Genomic DNA, 11769 nt, shown 5'->3' on the forward strand with positions numbered 1-11769 from the left:
GGGATGGGGCAAGGGGCGGGACCGCACCATCAGGTCCGCGATGAAGCGTTCATGCCTCCGCCATTGTCGAACGGCTGGATATTATCGCCTCTTCTTCACAACTCTTATTGCCCACCGTCTCATGGGTTTTGGCGAGGCAGGCCCTACAGTGGGGCCACGGCGCGAAGGCGGGAAGGGCAGAGGATATGGCAACGGGCGAACGCATAATGTTTCGCGGCGGCAAAGTCTGGGACGGACGCGCCGATTCCGCCGTCGAGGCCGATCTTCTTGTGGAGGATGGCGTCGTCCGCGCGGTTGATCGGGGCGGCCTGAGCGCTGTCGGGGAGGCGCTGGAAATCGACGCCAGCGGCGGCACCATGATCCCCGGCATGATCGAGGCGCATGGGCATCTCAGCTTTCCCGTCGTCACCTATGCCTATCATATCGAGGACACGCCGCCTGAAGAAACGGTCCTCATCACCATGCATAATGCGAAGCGGCTGATCGATGCAGGTTTTACCGGCGTCATCGGCGCGGGATCGCCCAGGATCCGGTCGGAAATCGTGATACGCAACGAGATCGATGCCGGGCTGATTGCCGGGCCTCGCCTGATGGCGTCGACGCCCACTTTGACCGCCACCGGCGGTCTCAACGATAGCGGACAATTGCATCAGCAACGGCTGGTCGCCGCATTGGTCTGCGACGGGCCGGACGAAATCCGCAGGGCGGTGCGCCTTTGTTATCGCGAAGGCGTGGATGTAGTGAAGCTCAACATTTCCGGCGACGATTTCTTTCCGCGTCCGGACGGCCGGGTGACGACCATGGCGGAGGATGAGGTGGCGATGGCGTGCGCCATGGCCCGCGAACTGGGGCTTCTCGTCGCTGCCCACGCCCGGTCGGCGGAGTCGGTGAAGCGGGCGGTGCGCTGCGGCGTCACGATCATCCACCATGCCGACTTCTGCGATGAGGAAGCGCTGGACATGCTGGAGGGGGCGAAGGACCGCATATTCGTGACTCCCAGCATCGGCTATTATCACGGGCTCATCCATTATAGCGGCATGTCGGACGAAATGCTGGCCGGGATGAAGGTGCGTGAGGGGATGGACGCCAACATCGCCACGCACAAGGCGCTGCACGAACGCGGCGTGCGCATGCTGATCGGCGGCGACTATGGACTGCCCTTCATGCCCAACGGGTTGAATGCTCAGGATGTCGCGCACCTCGTCGACTATATCGGACTGACGCCGGTGGAGGCGTTGCGTGCCGCGACCTGGCATGGTGGCCTTGCCATGGGGAAGGGGACGGGCCTTCTGGTGGAGGGCGCTCCCGCCGACCTGCTGTTGTGCAACGGCGATCCCACGCAGGACGCCGCCATCGTGGCGGATGCGGCGAAGCTGCGCGTCATCATGAAGGGCGGTCGGTTGCACAAGGCGCCCGACGGTTTGCGTGCAGCGGTTGCCGGCGCGGCCTGAGTCAAGTCATGACCATGCCACCCTTCGCCCTTTTCCAGATGGCCTATGTGACCGACGATATCGACGCCGCCGCCCGGAAGGCCATGGGAAGCTTTGGCATCGGCGCCTTTCAGATCAATCGCGACATGGCGATCGAGACGGGGCAAGGGATCGCGACCGCCCATTTCGCGCTCGCCTTTCTGGGCGATACGCAGATAGAGATCATCCAGCCCGCCGGTGGCGCGGATGACGTCTATCGGCAAGGTATTCGGGGCAGGGGCGGCAGCCTCAGCTTCCATCATGCCGGGATGCTTGTCACGGAGGAGGCGCAGTGGTGCGCCATGGTGGCGGCGATCGAACGGTCCGGCGCGTCGGTTCCGGTGCGGGGGGCGTTCGGGGCGTCGATGCATTATCTGTATGTCGATCGGCGGGAAGAGATCGGCCATTATCTGGAATATATGTGGCGGACGGAGGCGGGGGCGGCGATTTTCGATGCGGTTCCGCGTTACTGATGCGTCTATCTGGCGGAGGGAATTTCATGAATGATCTGGAGAATATCCGGCAACTTTTGGCGGACTATTGCTTTGCCACTGACAACGGTGTCACGGCGCGTTGGGTGGGGTGTTTCGCGGAGGATGTGGTCTGGGACGGCGGCCCTTTCGGCCGGTTTGAGGGCAAGGCGGCGGCGCGGGCCTATCATGAGGGCGCGGGCGATGCGGTGTTGAATTACCGCCATATCAACACCAACCATGTCATCGCCGTGGAGGGGGATCATGCGACGGCGCAAAGCTATATTCTGGTGCTGGATCAGTCCGGGCCTGCCCCCGTCATCGCCTTTTCGGGCTTTTACGACGATCTGCTGGTTCGGCAGGATGATGGCTGGAAAATTCTTTCGCGCCGGCTGCTTACGGCCTGTCCGCCGGCATGATCCGCACCGGGATGCCGCCCATGCGGGGCAGGCCGGTCACGGGATCGTAACCGTCCTCCACTGAAATCAGGCGTCCCGTGTTCGCGCCCAGATGGAGGGGGTCGTCCGATCCGGGATTGGCGCCGAAGCCGTGCGCCATGGATATGGTGCCCGGCCGCAGCGCCGCTTCCGCCGCGACGGTGCCCTGGATTTCGCCGTGCGGAGAGCGGATCGTCACGCAGTCGCCCTCCGCGATGTTCAGGATCGTCAGGTCGTCCGGGTGCATATAGGCAGGGTTCACGCCGTCCCCGGCCAGTCTGGCGATCCGTCGGCCGAAGCTGTTGAGGATGGTGTTGGTGCGCCGGGGCAATAGCCGGAAAGGATAGTCGCTTTCGATAGCGCGATTATCCTCCGCCAATAATTGCGCCAGTTCATCCAGCATTGGCGGTGCGGCGAGTTCGAGGCGGTCGTCATTGCCGGAGGCGCGGGGCAGAACGCGCTGGTCGCTTTCGAAGATTTGGCCGTCCGGATATTGCTTCACCCGTTCCAGCGATATGCGCGAGCCCTGGCATGACAGTTCGATCAATGCGTCCGTCGTCGGTTTGGGACCGGTGGGGTCGAGCGTGAAGGTCATCGGCGGCGCTTCGGCCTGCGGGCCGTTGCCATAGCGCATGGTGACGTCGATCTGCGTGCCCATGCGCTGGGCCAGACCCCAGAAAAATTCCCAATCCTCCATGACGTCGCTGCCCGCGGGCGGTTCCACCAGCGACGGCGTATAGGCGGCATAGGGCTGGGGGAAGCCCCGCGTCGTTCCATAATATTTGACGCTTTCGGGCATATAGGTCGTCATCGGCGTTTCCAGCGTCAGCCGGGGCGCGATCACATAATCGGAAAGTTCCGCCGTGGCGGTCATTTCCGTATCCATGGTGACGAGCAGGTCGAGCTTCTGCAGCGCGGCAAAGGCGCGCTTCTGGTCCGGCCATGCCATCATCGGATTGCCGCCCGCCACGATCAGCGCCTTCACCTGACCGGGGCCGGGCAGCAATATCTCGTCCGCCAGCGCGGCCGCCGACAGGCCGCTGGCGCAGCCGCCCAGTCCCCGGACGCGCAGGCGCGGTTCGAAACCCCATGCCCGGAAGGGCGGCCATGGCTGGGCGCGTGCCTGATAGCCGGGCAGCAGCACATTGGGCTTGGCCAGCAACTCGCCCTCCCGCGCCCAATGGCCGCAGAGGCTGGCGAGGCAGAGCGCCAGATATTCCGTCAGCGTCGAATGGGTCGCGAAGCTGGGACCGGTGCCGCAGCTTACCCCGGCATTGCGCGCGGCGGCGAAGATGCGCGCCGCCGCCAGCAGGTCGTCTTCCGAAATGTCGGCCCGCGTGGCGACACAGGCGGGCGTGAAGGGTTCCACCGCGTCCCGCAGCCCGGCCACGCCCTGCGTATTGGCGGCCACGAAATCCTTGTCCTCCAGCCCCTCGGTCAGGATGATGCGGATCATCCCGGCCAATATGGCGGCATCCTCGCCCGGCCGGGCCTGCAAATGGATATGGGCGCGCTTCGCCGTTTCGGTGACGCGGGGATCGATGACGATCAGCTTCGCCTGCGCCCTTTCCATATCCTTGAGCACGCGGCCGGGATTCTGCCCCGGAAAGCCGGGCGATTTGCTGATCACCGGATTGATGCCGACCAGCAGCCAGGCGTCCGCCGTGTCGAATTGCGGCTGGCCCGCCTGCCACATGCCATGATGGGCCAGCGCGATCAGTATGCCGGGCTTGTCGATCGACCCGGCGGTGAAGAACATCGATGATCCGATGCCGTTCAGCCACCCCGCCGCGATGGAAGTGGACGCGACGAAGGGAACCAGCCCCATGCCCACATATAGGGCGACGGAGCGGGGCCCATGTTCGGCGATGATCGCCGCCAGCCGCTCGGCAATCTCGTCCATCGCCCGGTCGGACGGGATCGCGCCAAACCCGTCCGGTCCACGCTTCAGGCTGTGGAGCAGCCGCTGTTCGCCATAATGCTGGTCGGGCAGGGCGCGGCCCTTGGGGCAGCTATAGCCGCCATAGAGGGGCGCGCGCGGATTGCCCGTGACCTTGGTGGCGCGACCGTCCTCCACCGTCACCTGTATCGGGCAATAGGCCGTGCAGAGGCGACAGATGCTGGGATGGACCTGCGCGTTCATGGCGGCCGTCAATCCACCAGCCGCTTGACCTGCCGGTCGCGGTCCAGCGCCGGGTCCAGATAGCGGCCGACCTTGTAATCCCCGGCAATGGTCGTGCGGCGGGCGGTGCGCTTGCAATCCAGCGGCACGCCATTGGCCGAATGCACGATCCGCCAATTGTCCCACACCACCATGTCATTTTCCTGCCATTGATGGAAATAGGCATGGGCCGGATCGCCCAGATGCTCCGCCAGTTGGGTCAGCAGCGCGTCGCTCTCCTCCTTGTCCATGCCCAACACATAGCGGGCGTGCATGGGCGACAGTTTCAGCACCTTGCGCCCCGTTTCCATCTGCGTGATCACCAGTGGATGGACGACCGGCGGGAAGTCGTAATGCGATCCCGCCTTCACCGTCGCACCGACATTCAGCCGCTCAATATCCTTGGGAAAGCCGAACTGGCCCGAACAGAAATCCGGGTTGAATTCATAAACGACCTCCAGCCCCTCGATCCGCGCCTGCATGTCCGGCGACAGTCGGTCATAGGCCTGGATCGCGTCGATGAAGCCGGTCTCGCCCATGGTGCGCGCCGGTTCGGTCATGCGCAGCACCGCGCCGCGCACGATGGTCGGCATGAAACTCTGGTCCCAATGCCATCCCAGCCAGCCCGCCCGGTCGATGCCGTCGACGCGGTAAAAGGGGTTGGGCCGCCCCGACGGGTCCTGCGGATCATAGGCCAGCGTCATCATGAACTGATTGACGGGGTCGTTGAGGTCGGCGGTGGCGGCCGGTTCCATCGCGCCGAAGATGGTGCTGAGGCGCATCTGCGCCATGTCGTCGTTGCGGACATCGCGGAACAACAGGATGCCCGCGTCGATCCATGCGTCATGGATCGCCTTGCGCGTGGCGTCGTCCAACTCGCGGGTCAGGTCCGCGCCGGCGATTTCCACGCCGAAGGGCGCGTCGAGCGGGCGGCGTTCGATCACGGGGGCTTGGTTCAACATGCGATAGGCTCCGGTTGCAGGATGAGGCGGCGCAGGTCCTGCACCGCGCGATAGGCGTCGCGCACCGCTTCGCCGATCCGCGCGACCTGCGCGGCATCGCCGATGCGGATCATGGGGATGTCGAGACCGGCGAGCGCGTCCGGCAGTTCGCCGTCGGGCACCAGCCCATGGGCCAATAGCAGGGCGGCGGCTGGCTGTTCCGTCAGTGATCCCTTGCTGGAAAGCGCGACATGCTCGCCATCGACGGCATGCAGCTTCGTGTGATCGAGGATGCGGATGGCGGGATTGGCGTGAAGCCGCTGCAACAGCGCGATGCGATACAGTAGCTCCGCATTGCGGGCGAGGAATTTGGCGTCGGACCGGGTGACGAGAAGGACGTGATGGCCGTTTTGGGCGAGAAATTCCGCCGTCTCCGTCCCGGTTTCGCCGCCGCCATAGATGACGATGGGCCGTTCGGGGGTGGAGGGCGGGACATCGCTTTCGCCCATCAGCACCTCATAGGCGGGCGCGGTCGGCAGATTGCCCCACGCGGCAAGATCCAGCGGCGCGAGGCGGGAGCCGTTGGCGAGGATGACGACATCGGGCCGCTCCGCTTCGATGGCATGGCGCGTCGCAGGCGTGCTGGTGCGGACCTCCACACCGCTGCGGTCGATCCGTCCCAGCAGGAATTTATGATACCAGAACAGCTTGTCTTTCCCCGGCGGCACCGCCGATGTGATGAGATTGCCGCCGAGGCGTTCGCGCTTTTCGTAGAGGATGACGGCGAAGCCGACCTGATGGAGCAGCAGCGCGGCGGCCATGCCGCCCGGTCCCGCGCCGACGACCACCGCCCGGCGGCCATCGGCGAAACGGTCCAGTTCCGCTTCCGTCTCCTTGCCGCAGCGTGGATTTTCCGCGCAGGCCACAGACCGGCTTTGCGCCAGTTCGCGGATGCACCAGTTGCAGGAGGTGCAGGGGCGGATGTCGTCGGCCATGCCGCGCTGCGCCTTGATCGGCCACATCGGGTCGGCCAGCAGCGCCCGGCCCAGCGACACGATGTCGGTGTCGCCGTCGATCACCGCCTGTTCGCATTTGTCGGGCCAGCGCATCACGCCGGCGGTGATCACCGGCCTGCCGGTCGCCTGGCGGATGCGGCGGGCATAGGGCAGGCGATCCCCCTCCTCCACGGACATCGGTTCCAGGATGAGGTGGGCGCTTTCCAGAAAGCCCCAACTGATGTCGATGGCGTCCACCCCCGCCTCGCACAGGCGGGGCGCGATCGTCTCGCTATCCTCTATGGTGATGCCGCCGTCGACGCCGTCGACCACGGACATGCGGTACATTAGCGGCTTGTCCCCGATCTGGGCTTTGACGGCCTTGATGACCTCGGTGGGGAAGCGCAGCCGCCGTTCGAAATCGCCGCCCCATTCATCGTCGCGATGGTTCATCAGCGGAGACAGAAATTGCTGGATCAGATAGCCGTGCGCGCCGTGCAGCATCACCCCGTCATAGCCCGCCAGCATGGCGAGCCGCGCCGTGTTGGCGTAGCGGGCGATGATGTGGCGGATCTCCGCATCCTCCAGCGGGCGGGGCACGGCGTTCATGTAGATGCTGTTCAGCGGGATCGGGCTGGATGAGACCGGCTGGCGGCCGATCACGCTTTCCTTGGTCTGGCGCCCGGCATGGGAAATCTGGATGACGGCCTTCGCCCCGGCGGCGTGGATGGCGGCGACCAGCCGGGCATGTCCGGCCTTGAACCGGTCATTGTCCAGCCGCAGTTGCGGGACGTTGGAACTGAAGCCGGTTTCCCCATCGACGCAGGTGAATTCGGTGATGACAAGGCCCGCGCCGCCGCGCGCGCGTTCGCGATAATAGGCGATGATCGCTTCGTTCACGCCGCCGTCGGGTTCGCCCAGATGGGTTTCCATCGGGGCCATGGCGATACGGTTCTTCAGCGTCAGATTGCCGATCCGGAACGGTTCGAACAGGCGGGGATAGGCCATGCACCCTCTCAAATTTCGTTTTTCTGGTCGATCCTTTCTAGCATTGCTCTTTGGCCGGATAATCATCACAGTTGGATAGGCATTATACGCTAATATGAGATAGTCATGGATCGGCTGACGGGTTTCGAAGTGTTCGTGGCGATCGTGGATTCGGGGAGCTTCAGCCGCGCCGCCGAGCGGCTGGCGATGTCGCCCACCATGGTTTCCACCCATCTGGCCAGGCTGGAGGATCGGCTGGGGACGCGGTTGATCCACCGGACGACCCGCCGTTTTGCGCTGACGCCGCAGGGGCATGTGTTTCTGGAGGAGGCGCGGGCCATATTGGAGGCGGTGGATCAGGCCGAAAGCCGGATGCGGATGAGCGACATGGGGCCGAGCGGCAGGGTCGCGCTGGATGCGCCGGGGGCGATCGGGCTGCGTTTCGTGGTGCCCGCGCTGCCGCAACTGCGCGCGCTGCATCCGCGCATCATGCTGGAGCTGAGCGTCGGGGACCGCAGCATGATGTTTCGGCCGGAGGGGTTCGATATGCTGATCCGCGTGGGCGTTCCGGCGGAGGGGAGGGGGGAGGTCATCAATCTGGGCCGCACCCGTTTCGTGCAGGTGGCGTCGCCCGATTATCTGGCGCGGCGGGGTGAGCCGGGGACGCCCGACGATCTGCACGATCATGACTGCGTGCTTTATGCGACGGTGGACCGGCCGGTCGGCCAATGGCGCTTCGTGCGGGGGAAGGAGCGGCGGTCGCTGCGTCCGGCCAGCGTGGCGACATTCAACCACGGCGATGCCATCGCGGCGGCGGCCGTCGCCGGGGTGGGCGTGGCGCAGACGCTGGAAATGCTGGTCGCGCCGGAGCTGGCGTCGGGCCGGTTGAAGCCGGTGCTGACGGAGTGGAACCGGGAAAGCGTGGATATCCAGCTTTTCATTCCGCAGGACCGGATGAAGCGTCAGGCCGTGCGCGCCGTGGCGGATTTCCTGCGCAACGGGGTGGACTGGGCAACCCCCTGCTAGGCGCGTCGCGGGCGCAACGCTGCGATGATCAGGTCGATGAGCAGCAGGGCCTGGGCCGATAATGTGCGCCGGGCGAGGGATGCGACCACCAGGTCCAGCGGCTGCGCGATGGGCAGGCCGTGGACCAGCGCATAACGATCGTCCGCCAGGGCCTCTGCCGTTATCCAGATGGCGTCGCTGGCGAGCGTGACCGATCCTGCGATTTCGAAATTGTCGCAACTGATCGTGGGGGCGTAGATGGGGCTGCCCCCTGTCCCGCCGATGATGGGAAAGGCGGCGATCGCCCCTTCATCCACCGTGCGGTCCGCAAGGGGATGATGGCGGCGCACCAATGCGCCCAGCCGGGTCTGGCCGATGCGCCGGAAGCTGAGGTCGGGGCGGTCTTCGACAAGGATATGGGCCAGCACCGCGAAGTCCAGTTCGCCCTCCCGCAGCAGGGCCTGGAGTTCGGCCACGTCGCCCAGCTTCGTCCGCACCCGCAGCGCGCCATGATCGCGCGCCGCGTGGGACAGCATGTCCTCAAGCACCAGCGCGGCGGCAAGGGGGCCGAAGCCGCAGCGCACTTCCCCCGATCCGCGATCGGAAAGCAGGGCCATGTTGCGTTCCAGCGTCTCCATCTGCCGGAGCAGCGGCATCGCATCGGCCAACAGGGCTTCGCCAGCGCGGGTGGGATGCACGCCGTCGCGCCCGCGATCGAACAGGCGCAAGCCCAATTCCGCCTCGGCCGACTGAATGCTGCGCGTCAGGGCTGATTGGGTCAGGCCCAGGCGATCGGCGGCGAGGCCGTAATGGCGTTCCCGGCCAAGTGTCGCGATGTGACGAAGCTTGCGAAGGTCCATGCATGAAACTCATTAAAATCGCACTATCAATGAACTGGAAGCCTGACCGACGCCAGCTTAAAAAATCGTTCGAAGAGGGAGAGGAACGATGTCCTATTATGGTCCGGTGCTTGCCGTCACGGCGATCATCCTGCTGACGGAAATTGTCATGGGTCGTCATCGCGGCATTTACCGCCGCGAGGATATATGGGTGATCGGGCTGTGCGCGCTGCTCAATCCGCTGGTCACGCGGACATTGGCGGGGCTGCTGATCGCGGGCGCGGCGGCGCTGTTGCTGCCGCAGGGGAAGGGCGCGCTGGCGCATCTTCCGTTGCTGCCTTCCTATATCGGCCTGTTCCTGCTGGTGGAGTTCGCCTTTTACTGGGGGCATCGTTGGGCGCATGAGGGGCAGCGGAGGCCCGCGCTTCGCTGGCTTTGGAAGATCCACAGAACCCATCATGCGGGCCGGTATATGAACGTGCTGGTGACGCAGCGCGTCAATCTGTTCTGGTCGTTCGTCGTGCCGACCGCCTGGCTGACGGGGTTCGCGGTCTATCTGGGGCAGGGCGCGGCCGCGGGGCTGGTGGTGCTCACCATCTTCTGCTGGAACCTCATCACCCACAGTCATTTCCGCTGGGACGACGCCATCCGCCGCCATCCGCGTTTCGGCCGCGCATTCCGGGCCGTCGAACATCTGTTGATCAGTCCCGGCATGCACCACAGCCATCATGGATATGGGAAGGATGGCGCGTCTTACCGAAATTATGCCGTCACGTTCGCCTTCATAGACTGGATGTTCGGCACGCTGCACATTCCGGAGGGGCGCCCCTGGCGTTACGGCGTGCCGGGCGCGCAGCCGCATTGGGCAGAGGAAATCTTCTACCCGCTGGTGCGCATGCCCGCCCCGCGTGCGGATCTGGAGCCGCAAAATCCCCGCGCTTGACGAAACTAATTTACCGAGTGCATCATATCCAGCATAAATTGCCGAATATCGCCATTATGAAGAACGATCGTTCTATTTCACGGTCGATCTGAAACCGGCGATGTTCGGCCTGCATGGGAGATGATGATGCCCCTCGAACCTGGCGACTATTTCCTGTCCGCCACCAATCCGGTTGCGAATGTCGATCAGCGCGACCTGGAAAAGCTGGCGATGCGGCTGTTCGAGCGGCCCGACGTGAAGGCCGCTCGCGCCCGCGCGGAGATTATGTGGCGGCGGGTCGCGGACAGGCTGATGCCCGCCGACCAGATGGCGCTGTTCGATGATCATGTGTCCGATTATTGTTTCAAATGCACGCTGGTCGCGGCCAATACGGATGCCAATTTTCCCCGCGTGCTGCGCGTGTATAGCGAAGGGACCGAATGGTTCGGCCATAAGGTGCCGGGCGCGAAATGGGGCGGAGACAATCCCAACAACGCCTATCGCATCGTTCCGGTCGCGGCGGGCGGCCGTTATGAAGTGACGGGGCAACGACAGGTCGAGCCGTCGACTTATGTCACCTTTCAGTTGGTCGGCAACAGCACTACGTCGGCGACTTTGGCCTCGCTGGAACAACTTGATATGGATGTGGGCGAGGATGGCCGCTATACGCTGACGCTGGACGATATGCCTGCCGGGGGACGGCCGAACCACCTCCAGATACCGCCGGGCACGCTTTATCTCTTCATACGCGATTCCATGGGCGATTGGGAAAGGCAGTATCCCGATGCGGTGCGGGTCCGCCGGATCGATGCGCCGACGCGGGGACCGCTGACGGACGATGAACTGGCCGCGACGGCCATAAGCAACATTCTTTCCGATGTCTTCTACGCCTATTATGCGCAGCGCCTCTTCTTCAACGGGCCGCAAATGATGACGCCGCCGGAGGGAGCGGGGTCGGTCGGCGGACTGGTGACGCAGCAGGGCAGCCTGGGCCATTTCACGCTGCGCGAGGATGAGGCGGTGATCATCACCGCCAATTCGGCGGGCGCGACATATCGCGATATCGTGCTGCATGACCTGTGGTTGCGCAGCCTGCCCAATCGCGACAGGCAGATCAGCCTGACCAATGCGCAGATGGTGCCGGATGCGGATGGGCGCTTTACCTATATTCTGTCCATCGCCGATCCGGGCGTGTATAACTGGCTGGACCCATGCGGCCTGCATGACGTGCTGATCCTGCACCGCTGGCAGGGGTTTCCCGATCCGGAGGCAGGGCAACCGGCGATCGAAAGCCGCAAGGTGGCGCTGGCGGCGCTGGACGATGCCTTGCCGCCCGGCGTGGTGCGGGTGACGCCTGAGCAACGCCGCGCCCAGATCGCACGGCGGCAGGCGAGCTACGATCGCCGCTTCGCGGTCGACTGAACGGATCGCCATATTGGTCGGCCCCATCTAATATGTCGCGACATGTCGGCGGAAACATCACGGATACGATCTATGTCCGCGCACTTGCATGCAATATGCGCGAAGATTAGCCTCTCATTCA

Annotated in this window: 10 protein-coding genes; 6 read left to right on the forward strand and 4 right to left on the reverse strand. The window is 64.5% G+C overall.

The window, feature by feature from the left end:
- Nucleotides 1-185: 185 nt before the first annotated feature.
- The 3 genes from BV95_RS05875 to BV95_RS22640 are packed head-to-tail and all read left to right on the forward strand — an operon-like array spanning nt 186 to nt 2358.
- A complete protein-coding gene (locus BV95_RS05875; protein ID WP_051749628.1) occupies nt 186-1451 on the forward strand; it encodes a metal-dependent hydrolase family protein in 1266 nt (421 codons plus the stop codon).
- An 8-nt stretch (nt 1452-1459) separates the two neighbouring features.
- Nucleotides 1460-1942: a VOC family protein gene (locus BV95_RS05880; protein ID WP_234703102.1), complete on the forward strand. Its 483-nt coding sequence runs from the start codon at nt 1460-1462 to the stop codon at nt 1940-1942.
- 26 nt (nt 1943-1968) lie between these two features.
- A complete protein-coding gene (locus BV95_RS22640; RefSeq protein WP_051749629.1) occupies nt 1969-2358 on the forward strand; it encodes a nuclear transport factor 2 family protein in 390 nt (129 codons plus the stop codon).
- Here BV95_RS22640 and BV95_RS05890 read toward each other — a convergent pair.
- Genes BV95_RS05890 through BV95_RS05900 form a run of 3 tightly spaced genes read right to left on the reverse strand, consistent with a single transcriptional unit; the run spans nt 2336 to nt 7481 of the window.
- Nucleotides 2336-4519, reverse strand: coding sequence for a molybdopterin-containing oxidoreductase family protein (locus tag BV95_RS05890; protein WP_037448692.1), 2184 nt, complete (start codon nt 4517-4519; stop codon nt 2336-2338). The genes BV95_RS22640 and BV95_RS05890 overlap by 23 nt on opposite strands.
- Before the next feature lie 8 nt (nt 4520-4527).
- A complete protein-coding gene (locus BV95_RS05895) occupies nt 4528-5499 on the reverse strand; it encodes a TauD/TfdA dioxygenase family protein (RefSeq protein WP_037448695.1) in 972 nt (323 codons plus the stop codon).
- Entirely contained in the window at nt 5493-7481 is a 1989-nt protein-coding gene (locus tag BV95_RS05900) for an oxidoreductase (protein ID WP_037448697.1), read from the reverse strand. Before BV95_RS05900 ends, BV95_RS05895 begins: the two co-directional genes overlap by 7 nt.
- 105 nt (nt 7482-7586) lie before the next feature.
- Between BV95_RS05900 and BV95_RS05905 the strand changes: the two genes are divergently transcribed.
- Nucleotides 7587-8486, forward strand: a complete 900-nt coding sequence (locus tag BV95_RS05905; protein ID WP_037448699.1) for a LysR family transcriptional regulator — start codon at nt 7587-7589, stop codon at nt 8484-8486.
- Here the strand turns inward: BV95_RS05905 and BV95_RS22645 are convergent.
- Nucleotides 8483-9325 carry a LysR family transcriptional regulator gene (locus BV95_RS22645; protein ID WP_051749630.1) on the reverse strand — a complete coding sequence of 281 codons (843 nt, stop codon included), beginning with the start codon at nt 9323-9325 and terminating at the stop codon, nt 8483-8485. The genes BV95_RS05905 and BV95_RS22645 overlap by 4 nt on opposite strands.
- Nucleotides 9326-9413: 88 nt before the next feature.
- On the opposite strand from BV95_RS22645, the gene BV95_RS05915 reads away from it, so the two are divergent.
- Nucleotides 9414-10247, forward strand: coding sequence for a sterol desaturase family protein (locus BV95_RS05915; protein ID WP_037448701.1), 834 nt, complete (start codon nt 9414-9416; stop codon nt 10245-10247).
- 126 nt (nt 10248-10373) lie between these two features.
- Nucleotides 10374-11648, forward strand: a complete 1275-nt coding sequence (locus tag BV95_RS05920) for a hypothetical protein (RefSeq protein ID WP_156028579.1) — start codon at nt 10374-10376, stop codon at nt 11646-11648.
- Nucleotides 11649-11769: the final 121 nt, after the last annotated feature.

It is taken from the genome of Sphingobium chlorophenolicum, assembly GCF_000722875.1.
In the GTDB taxonomy this organism is placed as follows: Bacteria; Pseudomonadota; Alphaproteobacteria; order Sphingomonadales; family Sphingomonadaceae; genus Sphingobium; species Sphingobium chlorophenolicum.